Origin of the sequence: Limnospira platensis NIES-39, assembly GCF_026000695.1 — a bacterium.
GTDB lineage: Bacteria > Cyanobacteriota > Cyanobacteriia > Cyanobacteriales > Microcoleaceae > Limnospira > Limnospira platensis.
This window is the reverse complement of the sequence record NZ_AP026945.1, coordinates 625,367-643,763: the sequence shown is the minus strand read 5'-3', so window position 1 is coordinate 643,763 and position 18,397 is coordinate 625,367. Positions and strand designations below refer to the sequence as shown.

Sequence of the window (18,397 nt, the reverse complement as noted above, 5' to 3'; positions counted from 1 at the left end):
ATCAGAATCTCAGGGGGGGGGAGAGGGACGCGATCATAAACTGTTACTAGCTGAATTTGAGCGATCGCACCATTTAAAGCTACTATTAAACCTAGTTCAGGATATCCCCTATTGCTTTTCAGATTATGTGATCTGCCATCATCATATCTAAAAACTCAAGGCGATCGCTCTCAGTCTGGCGGACTCAATGGGGGGCCCGCTGCCCGAGTGAATCGCCCTCTGGGTTTTATAAAATTTTCTTTATAAAATTTTCAGATTTAGAGTTGTAATTTTATTCGCAGATTAGAGATTGAGTTATTCACATGATCACAGAGGAGAGCGTAATGCTCCATACCCAAAATACAACCGTAGATCATCAGCAACTTTCTAACTTCATTTGGCAAATTGCCGATCTGTTGCGGGGGCCCTATCGACCGCCACAATATGAGCGGGTCATGTTACCGATGACGGTTTTGCGTCGTTTTGACTGCATACTTGCACCCACCAAACAGGATGTTTTAGACAAATATCAGCAATGTAAGGATCGATTCAAAGATGAGGCCCTTGACTCCATGCTCAATAAAGCAGCAGGGCCAGACTTTCGCTTTCACAATCGTTCTGAATTTACCTTTGAAAAGCTAAAGGGCGATCCCAATAACATTGACAAACATTTGGTGACCTATATCAATAGTTTTTCAAAAAACATCCGGGAGATTTTTGAACGCTTCGAGTTCACCGCCGAAATTGAAAAGATGAATGAGGCGAATATTCTTTATTTAGTCGTCTCCAAGTTTTGTGATGTTAATTTACACCCTAACCAAGTGGATAACATTGCAATGGGGTCGATTTTTGAAGATTTAATCCGCCGTTTCAATGAACTCGCCAATGAAACCGCAGGAGATCACTTTACCCCCCGAGAAGTCATCCGGTTAATGGTCGATATTTTATTCGACCCCGATGATGATATTTTGACCAAACCTGTTATTTGTAGATTGCTCGACCCGGCTTGTGGTACCGGGGGGATGTTATCGGAATCCCAAAACTATCTACGAGAAAATAACAAAGAAGCACAACTCTGGGTTTTTGGGCAGGATTTTAATCCCCGGGCTTATGCGATCGCCGCTTCTGATTTATTGATAAAAGGCAACGAACAAAGTGCGATTCAGTTTGGAGACTCCCTAACTGACGATCAATACTCCGGCGAAACCTTTGATTATTTTTTGGCAAATCCTCCTTTTGGTGTGGATTGGAAGAAACAGCAAAAGGACGTAAAACGAGAACATGAAAAATTTGGTTTTGCCGGACGGTTTGGGGCGGGTTTGCCCCGGGTTAATGACGGTTCCCTGTTGTTTTTACAGCATCAGATTAGCAAGTTTGAACCCTATCAACCAGACAGCGATAAAAAGGGTTCTCGTCTGGCGATCGTCTTTAATGGTTCTCCTCTATTTACAGGGGGTGCGGGAAGCGGTGAAAGTGAAATCCGCAAGTGGATTATTGAAAACGATTGGTTAGAGGCGATCGTCGCCTTACCCGAACAGATGTTTTATAACACGGGTATTGGAACTTATATTTGGATTGTCACCAACCGAAAGCAGAAACACCGTCAAGGCAAAATTCAACTGATTGATGCACGTCACCGTTGGCAACCGATGCGACGGAGTTTAGGGGATAAACGCCGGTATATGGGTGAAGAAGATATCGCCATTGTGGTGCAGGAATATGGAAATTTTGTAGAAACGGAAACCAGCAAAATTTTTAAGAATGAGGATTTCGGTTATAACCGCGTTCCCATTGAGCGACCCCTACGTTTACTGTATCAGATGGATACAGACCGAAAACTTCGTTTTCTTGATGGTGTTCCCCATTTATTAGAGGATGTTCAGGCGATAGACAAACAATTAGGGCGCGAACCTCGTCCGGATTGGAATGAGTTCGATCGGTTAATGAACGATTTATTAAAACAGCGGAGTAGTCGTTGGAAAAAGGCGGAACAAAAGCTATTTCGAGATGTTTTTACGGAACGAGAACCGGAGGCAGAACCCGTTATTTTAAAACAACGGAAGGCTAAGGATGAACCTTATGCTCGTGTTTGGGGTTGGTTCCCAGTGGCTGGTAAAAAAATTGAACTGATGTATGAGCCAGACTCAAAGCTGCGGGATTTTGAAAATGTTAATTTACAAGATGAAGTGACCCGTTATTTTCTGGAGGAAGTTGAACCCCATGTTTCCGATGCTTGGGCAGATGGCGCTAAAATTAGAAGTGCTTTTGAAATTAATTTCAATCGCTATTTTTACAAGTACACGCCACCTCGTCCATTGGCGGAAATTGATTCAGACATTAAACAGATGGAAGAGGAGATTATTAAGTTGTTGAGGGAGGTAACAGCATGACTTGGCTACAAGCAAAGCTCAAATATGTGGCCCATTTTGCTTATGGTGATGCCCTTCCTAAAGATCAAGAACGAGAGGGGGATTTCAAAGTTTTCGGTTCTAATGGAGCGTATGATAACTATGGGCGAGCAAATACTCAGGCTCCTGTAATTATAGTAGGGCGGAAAGGCTCCTATGGCAAAGTAAATTGGTCAGATCATCCGTGTTTTGCTTCTGACACAACTTTCTTTATTGATGCAACAACTACACATCATCATTTAAGATGGTTATTTTATCTATTGCAAACACTCAATTTAGATCAAGGTACAGATGAAGCAGCAGTCCCGGGACTTAGTAGAGATGATGCTTATGCAAAAAAAGTTTTTATTCCTCCACTTGGTGAACAAAAAGCGATCGCACATTATCTCGATAAAGAAACGGCTAAAATCGACCAACTAATTGAAGCCAAAAAACGATTATTGCAATTATTAGACGAAAAACGTCGTGCCCTCATCACCCATACTGTCACTCGTGGGTTAAATCCTGATGTTCCGATGCGTGATTCTGGTGTTGAGTGGATAGGGAAAATTCCTAAACATTGGAAATGTTCTAAAATAAAGCACCATTATGAGATTACGCTGGGCAAAATGCTTCAAAATGAACCCCACTCTCTAGAAGATGTTGAAGTCCCTTACTTAAAATCACAGCACGTTCAGTCTGATAGAATTTTAATGGATAATGAATTACCCCAAATGTGGGCAAACCCTTGGGAAATTGCAAATCTTAATGTTATAAAAGGCGATCTTTTAGTTTGTGAAGGTGGTGAAATCGGACGTTCTGCAATTATTTCAAGTAAACCTCCAGACAACTGTATAATTCAAAATGCTCTGCATCTCGTGCGGCCCAAACCAACAGGAGATGTAAACTTTTTGAAGTATTTGCTTAACCATGCAATCTCACAAAGGTGGCTAGATGTTCTCTGTAATAAGGCAACAATTGCTCATTTTACGGTGGAAAAATTCAGCCAAATGTCGATAGAGTTGCCTCCACTATCCGAACAAAAAGCGATCGCCAATTATCTCGATAAAGAAACAGCTAAAATCAACCAATTAAGGTCGGCAGTTAGGGATACTATAACCCTTTTACAAGAACGTCGAACCTCATTAATTACAGCAGCAGTCACAGGACAAATTCAAACTAAGGAGTAACTTATGCAGATCAACCAGCTTACACTCACTAACTTTCGAGGCTTTGAACAGGCTGAATTTGAATTTAAGTCTGGAATGAACCTGCTTGTTGGGATCAATGGAGTAGGTAAGTCTACAATACTTGATGTGATCCGAATTATGCTTTCACAAGTATTACCCGATATCACTTTATCTAGAAATAAACGCGATAGTTTTAATAGAGAAGAAGATATCCAGATTGGTCGGGATTCATTTTCTGCGGAACTTAGGTTTGATGCTTCAGGTATTGCGTTTAAATATTTGGTTTTTGAACAATTAGAAAAATATGCTGAAAATACTTCTCAAGAATCTGCAATAGAATTATTAAAGGATCGCCGTAGAAGAATTCAAGAAAGACGTTCTGCTAATGAACCTTACAATTTACAATTTCGGCATGATTTAACCCCTAAAACGATTTCAAAAGAGATTAAAAATGCTGTCGAGCAACCACTGGCGCTATATTTTTCTACAACCAGATCCTCAATTGTTAAAGCAAATATTTCTAAGCAAAAAACTGCTGGCGGTCAACGTTTTGCATTTGCTCAGGCCCTCAATTCTCGACAGTTGAATATTGGCGAATTTGCCGACTGGATGTTAACACAACATTCTGTATCTATATCAGATAATAATGTTTTGGCTAAAAGACACCTTGAATTACTACAAAATGCCATACCTTATTTTCTAGAAAATTGCATGAATTTCAGGGCGGTTTCTCAGTCAGGTAAACATCGAATCAGCACTTTAAAGGTAGATAAATATGGCTCGCAATTTGATATTCATCAGCTTTCAGATGGAGAACGAGGAATATTGGTATTAGTGCTTGATATAGCACGACGTTTGATAGTAGCTAACCCAAAGTTAGAAGATCCTTTGCGAGAGGGAAAAGCCGTTATCTTAATTGACGAATTGGACTTACATTTACATCCACGCTGGCAACGCATGGTTGTCCACAAACTGACCGAAATCTTTCCAAACTGCCAATTTATTGCCACCACTCATTCACCGCAAATGATTGGAGAAGTTGAACCAGAAAATATTATTATTCTAGACCAAGATAAACAACCCTATATTCCTGACCAATCCTTGGGTATGGATAGTAATTGGATTTTACGCTTTCTTATGGAAACTCCTGAGCGTGATATAAACACGCAAAAAACCCTAGAAAAGATAGAATCATTGATTAAACAGAGGAATTTTCCAGAAGCGACTGAACAAATCAACAGTCTCCGTGAATTAGGAAACTTTCCTGAATTGGTACGCCTGCAAACTCGCATTGATCGGATCAGACTATTAGGGAAATAAATGATGAAGTACATCAAAAAAGAACAAGAACCTGAAAAATTACGTTCCTGGTTTAACAACCAATATGATGAAGAAGGAAATCGCCTTGGTTGCGACTACTATGATGACGTGCCAAGCGATGTTAAAAGGGATGTGAAAGAGCATCTACTAAAGGAGCAAGGCTTTCTATGTTGTTATACAGGGATCTTGATTGATACTGAAAATTCCCACATTGAACACCTCAAGCCCTATTCTATATGTCGAAATGAGAAAAATTATGAAGATGTCAACTATTTTAATCTTGTAACTGCTTATCCCGGTAGAAATTATAAATCTCAAGAGGATGAGAATGATGAATATGATGAACTTAATCAACCTAGCAAAAAAAAACAAGAATAGCAAGAAATGTCCTTTTGGAGCGCACGCTAAAGAGAATTGGTATGAACGTGACAATTTTGTAACACCGTTACAATTAGATTGTGAAGACAGATTCAAGTTTGATGATTTTGGGAAAGTCCAAGCTACAAATCATCAAGACACTGCGGCACAAATAACGATTGAAAAATTAGTGTTAAATCATCAGCGATTGATAGACTTAAGAAAGGCAGCTATTGATGAAGCAATATTCCCTATCGATATTGAATTAGATGCCTCAGATATCCAGAAAATTGCTAATGGCTTATATTCCCAAAAGAATGAAGAGGGGAAATTTCGTCAATTTTGCTTGGCTATTGAACAAGTTGCAAGACAACTAATATAACCCCATTTATCTTGGAATCAATTAAGTTCTAAAAACCTTGCATTAATCTATAAAGACTATTGACCTATGGACTCTATCAGTGTTGTTTTCCCACAAAGCGAAAAAGCCTTTGAGCAAGTGATAGAAGACTCTCTTATAAAACAGGGCTATGTTAAACCCCTAACCCCATTTAACAAAAATCTAGCCATTTTCCCAGATATTGCCCTTAACTTTATCCGTCAAACCCAACCCAAAGCATGGGCAAAATTAGAAGCCTTACACGGAGAAAATACGGGTAATCAAATCATTACCGACCTGTGTAAATGGATGGATACATACGGCTCACTCCACACCCTGCGTCACGGTTTTAAATGTTATGGTCGCACCCTGCGGATTGCCTATTTCAAAGCTGCCCACAGCCTCAATTCTGACTTGGAAACCTGCTACAAAGCCAATCAACTTGGGATTACCCGCCAACTTCAATATAGCGATCGCCATCGAAATGAACTCGATATTACTCTCAGTCTCAATGGTATCCCCATTGTCACGATAGAACTGAAAAACCCCCTCACCGGACAAACCGTAGAACATGGGAAACAACAATATCGTCAAGATCGCGATCCTCACGAAATTATTTTTGAGTTTAAACGGCGAACTTTAGTTCATTTTACTGTTGATACCGAAGAAGTCTGGATGACCACCAGACTCGCCGGAAAAGCCACCCATTTTTTACCCTTTAATCAAGGTGACAATAACGGTGCCGGAAACCCTCGCGACCCCCAAGGACGAACCTATCGCACCGCCTATTTTTGGGAAAACATTTTACAACCGGATAGTTTATTAGACCTTCTGGCTCAGTTTCTTCATGTACAAATCGAAGAAAAATATGACGATCGCGGGCGAAAATATCAGAAAGAAACCATGATTTTTCCTCGTTTCCATCAATTGCAAGCGGTCCGAAAATTGATTGCAGCCACCCAAGAGGAGGGAGTCGGATCTAATTACTTAATAGAACATTCGGCAGGAAGTGGCAAAAGTAATACAATAGCTTGGTTAACCCATCGTTTGGTTTCTCTGCATAACACAGAAAACCAGCGAATTTTTGAAACTGTCATTGTGATTAGCGATCGACGTATTCTTGACCGACAACTACAAGATACTATCTATCAATTTGAACACCGCCAAGGCGTTATTCAAAAAATAGATAAAGATTCTAAGCAGTTGGCAGAAGCCCTAGAAAGTGCTGTTCCTCTTATTATTACAACCCTCCAAAAATTTCCCTTTGTAACCCGACAGTTGCTTAAACTTGCAGAGGAACGAAACGAACAGGGAAGCGGAAGACTAACCACTCGTCGCTGTGCGGTGATTATTGATGAAGCCCACAGTTCACAATCTGGAGATACGGCGACAGAATTGAAGGGGGTGCTAGGGGGTGAAACATTACATCAGAAAGCCCGTGAAATGGCACAAGAGGAAGGATTAGAACATTTAGAACAGATGTTCCTCAGCATGGCAAAACGCTCCCGACAAGACAACCTCAGCTTTTTTGCATTTACCGCTACACCCAAGCACAAAACATTGAAATTTTTTGGGCGTGAAGGTGAACCTTTCCATCGTTACACCATGCGTCAAGCTATTGAAGAAGGCTTTATCATGGATGTCTTAAAAAACTACACCATCTATACCGCTTACTTTAAACTACTCAAAGACTCTGGTGATGACCCCCATGTTCAACGGAAGCAAGCTGCTAAATCTCTAACTCATTTTATGCGCTTACATCCTCATAATATTGCCCAAAAGACTCAAATTATGGTAGAACATTTTCATCATTTTACGCGGCATAAAATTGGGGGTAAAGCAAAAGCAATGGTGGTCACAGGTTCGCGCCTGGAAGCCGTTCGTTACAAACAGAGCTTTGATAAGTACATTAAAGAAAAAGGCTATGACATCAAGAGTTTAGTTGCCTTCTCCGGAATTGTCAATGATGACAAAATACCGGAAAAAACTTACACCGAAGAAGAAATGAATCAGGGAATTCGGGAAAAGGAATTAGCCGAAAAATTTGCTGGTGATGATTATCAAGTGTTATTGGTGGCGGAAAAATATCAAACGGGTTTCGATCAACCTTTACTCCATACCATGTATGTTGACAAGCGGTTGGCGGGTATTAAAGCAGTACAAACCTTGTCTCGCCTGAATCGCACCCACCCTCATAAAGAAGATACTTTTATCCTCGATTTTGTCAATAAACGTCAAGAAATTCAAGAGGCTTTTCAACAGTTCTATGAAGGGGCAGAGTTGGGACAGGAAGCAGAACCCGGACAGCTTTACCACCTTAAAAGTCAACTCGACGCTTCTGGAATATATTTAAGTGAAGAAGTTAACAGATTTTGCACTATTTATTTTAAGCCAAAACAGCGTCAGAATCCTAGCGATCATCAAGGGATGAATGCTGCTCTAGATCCGGCTGTAGATCGATTTCTGGCGTTATACGAGCAGGATGTTGAAGCGGCAGAACTCTGGCGACGAAAATTAACAGCTTTTCGCAATTTATATAGTTTTTTAAGCCAGATTATTCCTTATCAGGATTCTGATTTGGAGCAAGTTTATATTTTTCTCCGCCATTTGGCTACTAAATTATTGCGTCCCTCAAATCAAGACCAATATGATTTTGATAGTGAGATTAAGCTTGAATATTATCGTCTTCAGAAAATCAGTGAAGGCTCAATTCACCTAAAAAAAGGAGAAACGATTCCTCAAGATGGCTCCCCAGCAATTGGTACGGCAATTTTGCGGGAAAATTCTGTTAAGCTGTCACAGTTAATTGATGTTTTGAATAACCGCTTTGGTACTGACTTTAATCAAGCTGACCAACTATTCTTCGACCAAATTGTTGAAGCGGCTGTCAACACGGAAGCACTGCAACAAGCAGCCCAAGTCAATTCGGTGAATAAATTTGGTTTACTGTTTGAGAAAATTGTGGAGTCTCTTTTTGTCGAGCGTGTAGACCAAAATGAAACTATTTTCGCTCGTTATATGAATGACAATGATTTTAAAAATGTCGTTTCGGAATGGTTGCTTTCAGCAGTCTATAAACGCCTGTCGGATCCTCATAATTCTCGGTGATAACCTGCCCAAAGCGATCGCACCATTTCAACCTACCATTTAGGAGCGATCGCCAAAGGAAAATCAATCCATAACTAAGACTTCAGGAACTCGATTAACTCCTGTAATTTTGACCACGCCGCCCCACTTTGGAGAATATCCAGCGCCAGGCTATAGCCTTGGTGATGTTCCTGGAGTGGAACTACCCCAGCCACCTGTAAAGCTAGGGAACTATTGAGCGCCACAGCATCTTGTTGGGGGGTCGTTCCTTTCCCTTGTAGCACCTGGGTTAAAATTTCCATATTTTCCGATAGTTCTCCCCCCTTCAGGGCGCTAATAGGGGCGGCATTGATGCCTAAATCTTCTGGGTTCAGGAGCGATCGCATTACCTTACCCTCAGATAGAATAGCTAAATCCGTACCATCAGCCAAACCCGCCTCGTCCAAACCCTCCCGCCCGTGGAGAACAATAGCTCTTTCGATGTTAAGATGTCCTAGGGCGTTTGCGATCGCATCCAAAACACTCGGATCAAACACCCCAATAACTTGTCCTACCGGACGCAGGGGATTCACCAAAGGCCCCAAAAGATTAAATACCGTCCGCACCTTCAGAGTTCGACGTAAGGGCGCTACCGCCTTCATAGCCGGATGCCAACCCGGTGCGAATAGGAAAGTAATCCCCACCTGTTCAACCGCCGCCCTAACCTTTTCTAGGGGCGCTCCTAAATTGACCCCTAACCCCTCTAATACGTCCGCAGAGCCCACCTTACTCGAAGCCGAGCGATTCCCATGTTTAGCCACCGGAACCCCGGCGGCGGCGCACACAAACGCCACAGCAGTGGAAATATTAAAAGTCGATGCCCCATCTCCCCCGGTTCCACAGGTATCGATTAGGGAAAATTGGGATTTTAAACCATCTGCGCTGGGGGTGGGTAGATTTCCTGATTGGGACTGCGATTGTAATACTTTCGCCATTCCCGCCAACTCTTCCCCAGATACTCCTTTGGTTTGTAACCCCACTAAAATCGCCCCGGATAACACAGGGGGGATAGACTCACTCAGCCATCCTTCCATTAAAATTGAGGCTTGGTCGGTGGACAGGGACTGATGATCTAGGAGTTGTTGGAGAAGTTGCGGCCAGATATCAGCATCAGGGGCAAAATGAGTCATGGTAAAGGCTATTAATTCGGATTATCTAGGTTGGGCATTCTGATTTTATCCTAGGTTAGGTCAGGCGATCGCACAACCTCATCAAAATACCTCAGCACCTTCAAACTTCTTAACATTCTGAACTTTAGCGGATTCTCCACAGGTGCGAGGTGTAGGGAACATTTTACCAGGATTAGCCAAACCCTTAGCATTAAAAACCGATCGCACCCATTGCATAGTTTCCAAATCCTCTTCATTAAACATCTTATTCATATAACACTTTTTATCTTCCCCGATACCATGTTCCCCGGACAAACTCCCACCCACATCAACACAAATTTTCAAAATTTCGCCGCCAATTTCTTCCACCGTCTCTAAGGCACCTGCCACAGAATTATCATAGAGAATCAAAGGATGTAAATTCCCATCTCCCGCATGAAACACATTAGCGATGCGATAGCCATACTTTTCGCTTAAAGCCGCAATTTCTTTCAATACATAAGCCATCTGAGTCCGAGGAATCACCCCATCTTGTACATAATAATCCGGGCTAACATGACCCGCCGCCGCAAATGCCGCCTTCCGACCCTTCCACATTTTCAAGCGTTTTTCCGGTTCATTGGCGGTAGTAATATTCCGCGCCCCATTTTGTTTACAAATATCTGCCACCCGCTGTTTATTGCGGTCTACCTCCACCTGTAAACCATCTAATTCTACCAATAAAATCGCCCCGGCATCTCGGGGATATAATCCGGTATTAACGACATCTTCCACCGCATTAATACTGAGATTATCCATAATTTCCATACCACCGGGAATAATCCCCGCCCCGATAATATCAGATACCGATTGTCCGGCTTCTTCAATGGTAGCAAAATCTGCCAACAGAACACAAATCGATTCGGGGGCTTTCAGAATTCTGAGGGTGATTTCCGTAGCCACGCCTAGAGTCCCTTCTGACCCCACAAATAAACCCGTCAGGTCATATCCTGGCATTTCCGGAATTGAACCGCCTAAATCGACGATAGACCCGTCTGGGGTAACGATTTTTAAGCCCAGGACGTGGTTAGTGGTGACTCCATATTTCAAACAGTGAACACCACCGGAATTTTCGGCTACATTACCGCCAATGGAACAGATAATCTGGCTGGAGGGGTCGGGGGCGTAGTAAAATCCTGAACCGCTGACGGTTTGAGTTACCCAGTTATTAATCACCCCTGGTTGTACGACGACCTGCTGATTTTCGAGGTCTACTTTCAGAATTTGGCGCATTAGGGCGGTGACAATCATCACGCAATCAGTGACGGGTAATGCACCTCCTGATAGTCCGGTTCCCGCCCCTCTCGCTACCCAGGGTATATTATGGCGATCGCATATTTTCACGGCTGCTGCGACTTCTTCTGTGGTGCGAGGAAGAACCACCAAAGCCGGACGTTGGCGATAACTGGTTAGTCCATCACATTCATAAACTAGCAATTCTTCCCGTCGCTGAACCACCCCCCGCTTACCTACAACGGCGGCAAATTCTTTGATTATCGGTTTCCAGTTCCGGCTTACGGTGGGGCTTGACATAAGTTAATGTCTTTAGCTGTAATGAGTATAATTAAACTTGCTTTAGACATAACATCATTTGATATTTCTGTCAAGTCTGACTCACCCAATCAATTACCCAAAATTAAGGTCGGCTGGGAAATTCCACAACCGACCGAGGTTAAGCCACTAATTGGCTGATACAGAGATTTAAGCCTATGCTATTTTTCGGCTACAGCTAAACTCTTTTTGTAGTCCGGGATTGACTGATAGTTGTTATTCTCATCATACAAATGGCAGTGGTCAACAACTTCCTTCATTAAACCCCAGGAAAAATCACACTCAGGATAGAGATATTCACCCCAATTTTCCTGTAAGCTGGCGTAGGCTTTCCGGAGGTTATACCAGGGAATTGCGGTGGTGACGTGGTGGGGAACATGAACGTTGATATCGTGACAGAGAAACTCAACCCAGCGGGGATAATTGCAGTGAACAGTCCCTGATAGTTGAGATTCGGCTTCGTGCCATTTTTCGGGTTCTCTAAAGGGAATGTCGGTGATGGTGTGATGAAGCAGGGTAAAGGTACTCATCCAGAAGTGGAACACTAACCAAGGAAGCAACCAAAACTTGACAAATCCCCAAACTCCGATGGTTAAAATCATAGTCGGAAATGCGATCGCCGCCGCGCCGATCACCAACAAAGAGGAAAACTTGACCTGTTGGCGCTGCTTACCTTCAAATTTCGTCCAATCAAAGTGAAGGCTGGCCCAGTGTAGAATGGAACCAATCCACCAAGCGCGACCTCGGAAAAGGTCATAAGTGACCTGCATTAATTTACCAGCGTTTTGGTATTCTTCTTTGCGCCAGGGTTGCCAAGCATTATCTAACCCCATTCTGTTAGTGTATTTATGGTGTTGGTTGTGACCAATACGCCAACTGTGAAAGGGATATATAATCGGCAGAAACATGATATGACCTACCCAATCATTTACCCAGACATTCCGAGAAAATGAACGGTGTCCGCAGTCATGTCCGATGACAAAAAATCCGGTGAGGGCGGTTCCTGTAAATACCCATAACACGGGGAGGAGAAACCAGGGAGCGATCGCTATTCCTAGCCACCCTAAACCCACCATTAAAACATTAATGATTACTGTCATCCAAGCTTTGTATCGGTCTTGGACAAACACATCACTAGGGAGGGTGTTTATAATATCCCTTAAACGCAAATCAGAGGGAACTGCGGAGGGGGGTGACGATGAATCTTCAGACTTTACAATTGATAGGGTCATAGATGAATTTTAAGGGAAAACCAAGCCACCATTACTGGTGCCTGGCTTCTGAATGAATGTGCTTTTTTTTAACTGCCCAGGTAGCTGACAACTTTCTCAGCCCACAGCTTCGGTATTTCAGTCAATCAACCAGCCTAAGCGGTCTTTTTTTGATGAGTTACCCGGCAGTGAGATTGAGAGAAACTCCCAACCAAGATTAGCTGATTCCAAATAGTTGAATCAACCCCTCAGACTGTTAAGTTTAGTCTGATCATTTATAGCACACCATCTGCGATCGGGATCGCTAATTTCTGATTTTTGACAATTGGCCGCCTGGCGGGATTGGGCCTAATTTTTCGGCGCTGTGGGACTAAGCGATCGCATTTGCTTTAGAGTTTGTAATTCTAACAGTAGAGTGTCCACCTCAGCTTGAAGATGCAAAAACTTCACTTGCTGATCAACACTATATATAGATGGCATCTTATCCATTTTACCGGAGGCTGAAGACAACGGCAAGGATGACAGATTTTGTGGACGGGGTAAAGTCGATGAAGGAGTTGGCATCAGTAATTAATTTTGTGGTCTAAACTGAACTTGCACATCAACAAATCTTAACTATATTTTAACCCCATGTTAAACTGGTTTGGAAAAAAACATCATCATCCCCAAATCAAAGTGACTTGATGTTGACATAAGGGGTAAACTGAGTTAAGGGTGACAGGCGCGAAACCGTTTTCACCTGAGTAGGACTCAAGGGCTGATTAATCTATGAGCCCCAAGTTATATACCACGGCAACCTTGAAAAGTCAAGTAAATTGAGCCCAAAACCACAAACTGTAACATTGAAATGACCCTGACTTTGCCCGCAACTGAAAGAAAACTCAATATTTGGCCCGGTCTGATTGAAGCATACCGGGATTATCTACCTGTTACCTCAGCCACTCCCGTTGTCACCCTGCAAGAAGGTAATACCCCCCTAATTCCAGTCCCCACCATTGCCGCCGAAATCGGAAAACAGGTGCAGGTATATGTGAAATATGACGGATTGAACCCCACCGGGTCATTCAAAGACCGGGGGATGACCATGGCCATATCCAAAGCAAAAGAAGAGGGAGCCAAAGCCGTCATTTGTGCCAGCACAGGTAACACCTCAGCATCAGCCGCCGCCTATGCTCGTCGAGCTGGATTAAAAGCATTTGTCGTGATTCCATACGGCTATGTAGCCCTGGGGAAACTAGCCCAAGCGCTCCTCTACGGTGCGGAAGTCTTAGCTATCGAAGGAAACTTTGACGAAGCCCTAACCATTGTGCGGGAGGTTTCCCGTCAATATCCTGTCACCCTAGTTAACTCAGTCAACCCCTATCGCTTAGAAGGACAGAAAACCGCCGCCTTTGAAGTGGTAGATGCTTTGGGTGATGCCCCTGATTGGTTGTGTATCCCGGTGGGAAATGCCGGAAATATCACCGCCTACTGGATGGGATTTTGTCAGTATCATTCAGAAGGAAAATGCGATCGCCTCCCCAGGATGATGGGATTTCAAGCAGCCGGAGCCGCCCCCATAGTTAATGGCCAACCAGTGCCCCATCCCGAAACCATCGCCACCGCCATTCGTATCGGCAACCCAGCCAGTTGGGATATGGCTATAGCAGCCCAATCAGCCAGCCAAGGCAGTTTTAGTGCCGTTACTGATGAGGAAATCCTCAACGCCTATCGCCTATTAGCCTCCCAAGAAGGCATTTTCTGTGAACCCGCCAGCGCCTCCTCCGTAGCCGGACTCCTGAAAGTCAAAGACCAAGTACCAGCGGGAGCCACCGTAGTTTGTGTGTTAACAGGTAATGGCTTAAAAGATCCCGATGTAGCCATTAACCACAGTAATAACCCCACTAAAGAGGGTATTGCTGCTAATTTAGACGCAGTAGCTAAAGCTATGGGATTTTAGCCCGTGGGAGGGGGTTGCTCAATTTCAGTCCAACCCCCTCCTGTAGCGTCCAGTTAACTATTTAACTTAGCCGTATTCTGAGCCTTAGTGAGCAAGTCCATGGTATCCCCTAAAGCCGTAGTTAGACTGGTGCGGGTTTCTAGGTGATCGGCTTTCTCCTTCTCTAGGGCTGCCGTCATTTGGTGGACCTGTTCCCTAGCGCGATCGCGTTCTAGGGTAATCTGGATAATCTTATTTTGCAACTCCTCCACAGTTTGTAAACCCTCAACCTCCCGCTGGGTTTGTACTCGCGTCAGAATCTCATTTTTAGCAATACCAAATTTATTCTGTAGTTGTTCAAGATCTCCGCGCAGTTGAGCGATCGCATCTTGATGGCGGCGCACCTCTTCTCGGCGCTGCTGGGCTTCCGTATTATAACGCTCTCGCCACTGATCAGCACTAGCTAAAGCCTGATCGCGATCGGATCGCAGTTGTCCTAACTGCTCTTGCAATCGCTTAATTTCATCCAACCATTGTCTAATATCCTGACTCATAACTCAACCTACAAATCCATAAGCAACCGGAAACATTCAACCCCAGGGGAAATTTAAACCATCAGTAACACCCTATTTCTGTGTTAAACCCCCCACGACAAGTCATACTATAAGGTAGCCCTGATTAAATCTTCCCCAACCCGCAAAATGCTACTCGCATTGCCCTGTCAATTTTTATATCACCTAAATAGGGCAATATTGCACTGTCGGTTAAAGCTGCCAAGCCTTAACCAGATCATAGACTATGCTGCTGAAATTATAGTTAACCTGTTATTAACACTCCTACACCTGCTATGGAAGCTGCTGTTAACCCTGCTACAGGGATTGAAAACCCTATGGATACTCAACCGTAAAGCATGGTGTCTGGGGTTCGAGTTGGTAGCTGCCAAAACCGCCGATCTGCTGATTATCCTTTTCAAATGCCTATGGTGGCTAGGTCGTCAAATCAAAAAGCGCGTGGTGGATTTTGTTCTATTCTTTACCTACCTCAATTGGCAAACTTTTCATAGTTTAGGAGTTCGTACTGTTCAACAACGGTTATACGGTTTGTCTGCCGAAATGGCTTATCACTCTACCCTAGCACTGGTTCCCGCGCTTTTAGCTCTGTTAGCCGCTATTGGTTCCAATGAATCTCTACAATCTACCCTATTGGAAATGGCGAATTTGTTAGGGGAAGTAGTACCAGAACAAGTCCAAAAATTGATTGGGGCAACTATGAGCCAATCTGGCAGAAGTCTTAGCCCTAGATTATTCTCCTTTAGTTTTATTATTTCTATTTGGCTGTTTTCTGGGGTGATTAGTTCCGCTATGGAAGCCTTAAATAGGATTCATCAAGTACCCCAAGAAAAAATCAGACCTTTTTGGAAGTCTAAATTAATTGCGATCGCCTTAACTTTGGGGACATTATTACTATTAATTATGGCATTAGGAGCCGTGTTTATTAGTGATTTTTTGGTGGAAATTATCGCCCGCAAAAGTTGCATCTTAGAAACAGTTGGTAATTGTCCCCTAGATAAAATTGATATGTGTTTGGCTCAAGAACCTGTCCAAGATTGTTTGCTTCAATCAACATTATTGGATACTTGGAATCGTCTACAATGGCCAATTACCCTCGGCATTGTCTCCACTAACTTTGCTTTTATCTATCGTTATGGTCCTAGTTACAGAAAGCCTAAAACTCCCCTAATTCCTGGCTCAATTCTAGCCGCGATTTTTTGGGCTTTAATCTCTAATTTATTTCGCTGGTATGTTTACCAGTCTGAGTATTATAATCTTATCTATGGGGCGATCGGCACTTTTATTGTTCTCCTGTTATGGTTAAACATTAGTTCCTTAGTAGTGCTTATGGGGGCACAATTAAATGCTACAGTAGGTGATGAAATTCGTCGTAGAAAAACACAAAAGGATAGTCGCTGATGAGTTGGTTTAATAAAAATGCCGTATTAGTCCCTATCGATTTCTCTGAACTTTCTTTTGCTGCTTTATCCCCAGCGCGAGAGTTTGTCCCCCATATATCGCAACTCCATATTATCCATATTTTGCATGAATTACATCCCGCAGAACCTGGCTCCATGTGGGAATCAGTTAGTCCTGAGTCTCGCCAAAAACACGCGGAAGAGGCTTTGAAAGCTGAGTTGATCAAAAGAGGATTTGATGGCGCAACAGTCACCGTTTTAATTGGTACACCTAGCCATGAAATTGTCGATTATGCTAAAGCTCAAAATATAGAGTTAATTGTTATGCCTACTCACGGCTATACTGGCGTTAAACGGGTGTTAATGGGTTCGGTCGCAGAACAAGTCGCTAGGTTGGCTGAATGTGCGGTATTATTACTTCATCAAACCTAATGCCATTAACTTTTCTGGGTAATTAAACCCTACGGCTGCGGTGGTGCGTCATCCCCAAATTATCGGGTTGAGATTTATATAGCCTGGGCTATGACGCACCCTACGGGGAATTTAGCTTAACGGTAATTGGGAGTTTGAATATTCCTTAACCGTGCTTCGGGGCGTTTAAATCGATCCATTTGCGCCTCAAAAAAGGCTCTGTTGGCTTCTAGGTGGCGGGGGTTGGGGTCATCAAGGGGATATAGTAAAGCCGTCCTTAAAGCCTGAATAACGGCTGATGTGACGCAATACATGGAACGCTGAAAAGTGTTAGCCAACTGAATCAACATATCATCCTCACCTCGGCAATATTTCTGGTAATAATCCACCAAGTAGGGAGGTAAGAAGTGATACATATCCTGCATTAATAAAGTTGGTGGTATTCCAGCGGTACCCACTGGGAAAATATCGGCGTAAAGAATACCATAATGAAAATCCTTCTGGTCATCAGGAACCTGTTGGGCTTGGGCGTTGTAGGACTTAGTACCCCGGAAAGGTGCGGTGCGATAAAAAACGGCTTCTACATAGGGTAAGGCGGCTTCATAGAGCCACATAAAACCTTTGGATTTGGGGACGATTTCATAACATTCGCCATCAATATAAACATGATGATAAATAGGGCGACCTGCGATCGCAAAAATGCCATTAACTAGGAAATTCATCGCCTCGGGTACGGTGGTCATTGTCCCCTCATCATAGCGATCGCTCATTTCAAAAAATACGGGAGCCATGACTTCCCAAAATAGCCCTAAATTGCTATAATAGGAAAGTTGCCTGACCTGTTCTAAGAACATATCCGGGAACAGTTGATATAAACCCAACATAACTGGGTTTTTGCGGAAATAGGCGCGGATAGCCCGGTCAGCATTGGCTTTATATTCGTCTGTGTCTAAATAACTGTCAAATCTGCCGCCCATTTCTCGATGCCAAAACATGGCTTGCATACAGGCTTCGGCAAATTCCATATTAACGCGATCGTGCCATAAATGATGCAGAAGTTTGGGCATTTTTCGGGTTTCCCCTTTCTGTATAAATGCCAATAATTCCGGGTGGGCGATCGCTTCTCCGCGCCAAATCCTTAAATCCGCATCATCCCCCGCATAATGGTTATGCAGGTCTAAATATTCCTGGGGTAAAAAGTATTTAAAAAACGGCAACGGATTTAAAAACACCCGTTCAGCAATATACAACAAATCGCGCCAATAGAAATCCATGGGCACCGCATAAGCCTTATAAATGCCGATAATTTGCATCAAATTTTCGGGGGTATCCGGTAGCATAGCACCTCCCGCCTCTAAGCGATGAATAATCTCAGCAAACTCATGTTGAGAAGGAGGTAATTTAGTGGGGGTTTTTTCTGATTGCATGAAACTGGTTGTCATAATCAACAG

General features: G+C 43.2%; 16 protein-coding genes. 10 read left to right on the top strand and 6 right to left on the bottom strand.

The window, feature by feature from the left end; genetic code table 11:
* Positions 1-323: 323 nt before the first annotated feature.
* The 6 genes from N39L_RS03315 (at position 324) to N39L_RS03290 (ending at position 8,720) form a co-directional block, all read left to right on the top strand.
* Positions 324-2,369: a type I restriction-modification system subunit M gene (locus tag N39L_RS03315; RefSeq protein WP_006620318.1), complete on the top strand. Its 2,046-nt coding sequence runs from the start codon at positions 324-326 to the stop codon at positions 2,367-2,369.
* Positions 2,366-3,556, top strand: a complete 1,191-nt coding sequence (locus tag N39L_RS03310) for a restriction endonuclease subunit S (RefSeq protein WP_014274297.1) — start codon at positions 2,366-2,368, stop codon at positions 3,554-3,556. The genes N39L_RS03315 and N39L_RS03310 overlap by 4 nt, the downstream gene beginning before the upstream one ends.
* Positions 3,557-3,559: 3 nt before the next feature.
* On the top strand, positions 3,560-4,876 hold the full coding sequence (locus N39L_RS03305; protein ID WP_014274296.1) for an AAA family ATPase: 1,317 nt from the start codon (positions 3,560-3,562) through the stop codon (positions 4,874-4,876).
* Entirely contained in the window at positions 4,877-5,254 is a 378-nt protein-coding gene (locus N39L_RS03300) for an HNH endonuclease family protein (RefSeq protein ID WP_014274295.1), read from the top strand.
* Positions 5,214-5,615: an HNH endonuclease family protein gene (locus N39L_RS03295; RefSeq protein WP_231852083.1), complete on the top strand. Its 402-nt coding sequence runs from the start codon at positions 5,214-5,216 to the stop codon at positions 5,613-5,615. The genes N39L_RS03300 and N39L_RS03295 overlap by 41 nt, the downstream gene beginning before the upstream one ends.
* A 66-nt stretch (positions 5,616-5,681) precedes the next feature.
* On the top strand, positions 5,682-8,720 hold the full coding sequence (locus tag N39L_RS03290; RefSeq protein ID WP_014274293.1) for a type I restriction endonuclease subunit R: 3,039 nt from the start codon (positions 5,682-5,684) through the stop codon (positions 8,718-8,720).
* 74 nt (positions 8,721-8,794) lie between these two features.
* Here N39L_RS03290 and trpD read toward each other — a convergent pair whose 3' ends face one another.
* Together trpD and glcD are read right to left on the bottom strand one after the other, a co-directional pair.
* On the bottom strand, positions 8,795-9,868 hold the full coding sequence (gene trpD / locus N39L_RS03285) for an anthranilate phosphoribosyltransferase (RefSeq protein ID WP_006620313.1): 1,074 nt from the start codon (positions 9,866-9,868) through the stop codon (positions 8,795-8,797).
* Positions 9,869-9,949: 81 nt separating this feature from the next.
* Positions 9,950-11,419: a glycolate oxidase subunit GlcD gene (gene glcD, locus N39L_RS03280; protein ID WP_006620312.1), complete on the bottom strand. Its 1,470-nt coding sequence runs from the start codon at positions 11,417-11,419 to the stop codon at positions 9,950-9,952.
* 6 nt (positions 11,420-11,425) lie between these two features.
* On the opposite strand from glcD, the gene N39L_RS03275 reads away from it, so the two are divergent.
* Positions 11,426-11,578 (top strand): hypothetical protein, encoded by a 153-nt coding sequence (locus N39L_RS03275; RefSeq protein WP_157888665.1) that lies wholly within the window; start codon positions 11,426-11,428, stop codon positions 11,576-11,578.
* 20 nt (positions 11,579-11,598) lie between these two features.
* On the opposite strand, the gene N39L_RS03270 is transcribed toward N39L_RS03275, so the two are convergent.
* On the bottom strand, positions 11,599-12,669 hold the full coding sequence (locus tag N39L_RS03270; RefSeq protein WP_014274292.1) for a fatty acid desaturase: 1,071 nt from the start codon (positions 12,667-12,669) through the stop codon (positions 11,599-11,601).
* A 327-nt stretch (positions 12,670-12,996) separates the two neighbouring features.
* Complete coding sequence (locus N39L_RS03265; RefSeq protein ID WP_014274291.1) at positions 12,997-13,212, bottom strand: hypothetical protein; 216 nt, start codon at positions 13,210-13,212, stop codon at positions 12,997-12,999.
* Positions 13,213-13,495: 283 nt separating this feature from the next.
* Here N39L_RS03265 and thrC point away from each other — a divergent pair, with 283 nt between their 5' ends.
* Positions 13,496-14,587 (top strand): threonine synthase, encoded by a 1,092-nt coding sequence (gene thrC / locus N39L_RS03260; RefSeq protein WP_006620310.1) that lies wholly within the window; start codon positions 13,496-13,498, stop codon positions 14,585-14,587.
* Positions 14,588-14,640: 53 nt separating this feature from the next.
* Here the strand turns inward: thrC and N39L_RS03255 are convergent, their stop codons facing one another.
* On the bottom strand, positions 14,641-15,120 hold the full coding sequence (locus N39L_RS03255; RefSeq protein ID WP_014274290.1) for a hypothetical protein: 480 nt from the start codon (positions 15,118-15,120) through the stop codon (positions 14,641-14,643).
* A 147-nt stretch (positions 15,121-15,267) separates the two neighbouring features.
* Here N39L_RS03255 and N39L_RS03250 point away from each other — a divergent pair, with 147 nt between their 5' ends.
* Positions 15,268-16,536 carry a YihY/virulence factor BrkB family protein gene (locus N39L_RS03250; RefSeq protein ID WP_231852082.1) on the top strand — a complete coding sequence of 423 codons (1,269 nt, stop codon included), beginning with the start codon at positions 15,268-15,270 and terminating at the stop codon, positions 16,534-16,536.
* Positions 16,536-16,967 carry a universal stress protein gene (locus N39L_RS03245; RefSeq protein WP_014274288.1) on the top strand — a complete coding sequence of 144 codons (432 nt, stop codon included), beginning with the start codon at positions 16,536-16,538 and terminating at the stop codon, positions 16,965-16,967. The genes N39L_RS03250 and N39L_RS03245 overlap by 1 nt, the downstream gene beginning before the upstream one ends.
* Positions 16,968-17,083: 116 nt before the next feature.
* Here the strand turns inward: N39L_RS03245 and N39L_RS03240 are convergent, their stop codons facing one another.
* A complete protein-coding gene (locus N39L_RS03240) occupies positions 17,084-18,388 on the bottom strand; it encodes a CO2 hydration protein (RefSeq protein WP_231852081.1) in 1,305 nt (434 codons plus the stop codon).
* Positions 18,389-18,397 lie beyond the last annotated feature (9 nt).

Bases quoted from the DNA above. Each gene is read 5' to 3' on its own strand.
- N39L_RS03295 (WP_231852083.1), top strand. From the start codon at position 5,214: ATGATGAACTTAATCAACCTAGCAAAAAAAAACAAGAATAGCAAGAAA.
- glcD (WP_006620312.1), bottom strand. From the start codon at position 11,419: ATGTCAAGCCCCACCGTAAGCCGGAACTGGAAACCGATAATCAAAGAA.
- N39L_RS03300 (WP_014274295.1), top strand. From the start codon at position 4,877: ATGATGAAGTACATCAAAAAAGAACAAGAACCTGAAAAATTACGTTCC.
- N39L_RS03240 (WP_231852081.1), bottom strand. From the start codon at position 18,388: ATGACAACCAGTTTCATGCAATCAGAAAAAACCCCCACTAAATTACCT.
- thrC (WP_006620310.1), top strand. From the start codon at position 13,496: ATGACCCTGACTTTGCCCGCAACTGAAAGAAAACTCAATATTTGGCCC.
- N39L_RS03315 (WP_006620318.1), top strand. From the start codon at position 324: ATGCTCCATACCCAAAATACAACCGTAGATCATCAGCAACTTTCTAAC.
- N39L_RS03265 (WP_014274291.1), bottom strand. From the start codon at position 13,212: ATGCCAACTCCTTCATCGACTTTACCCCGTCCACAAAATCTGTCATCC.
- N39L_RS03290 (WP_014274293.1), top strand. From the start codon at position 5,682: ATGGACTCTATCAGTGTTGTTTTCCCACAAAGCGAAAAAGCCTTTGAG.
- N39L_RS03270 (WP_014274292.1), bottom strand. From the start codon at position 12,669: ATGACCCTATCAATTGTAAAGTCTGAAGATTCATCGTCACCCCCCTCC.
- N39L_RS03250 (WP_231852082.1), top strand. From the start codon at position 15,268: ATGCTACTCGCATTGCCCTGTCAATTTTTATATCACCTAAATAGGGCA.
- N39L_RS03255 (WP_014274290.1), bottom strand. From the start codon at position 15,120: ATGAGTCAGGATATTAGACAATGGTTGGATGAAATTAAGCGATTGCAA.
- trpD (WP_006620313.1), bottom strand. From the start codon at position 9,868: ATGACTCATTTTGCCCCTGATGCTGATATCTGGCCGCAACTTCTCCAA.
- N39L_RS03275 (WP_157888665.1), top strand. From the start codon at position 11,426: ATGTCTTTAGCTGTAATGAGTATAATTAAACTTGCTTTAGACATAACA.
- N39L_RS03310 (WP_014274297.1), top strand. From the start codon at position 2,366: ATGACTTGGCTACAAGCAAAGCTCAAATATGTGGCCCATTTTGCTTAT.
- N39L_RS03245 (WP_014274288.1), top strand. From the start codon at position 16,536: ATGAGTTGGTTTAATAAAAATGCCGTATTAGTCCCTATCGATTTCTCT.
- N39L_RS03305 (WP_014274296.1), top strand. From the start codon at position 3,560: ATGCAGATCAACCAGCTTACACTCACTAACTTTCGAGGCTTTGAACAG.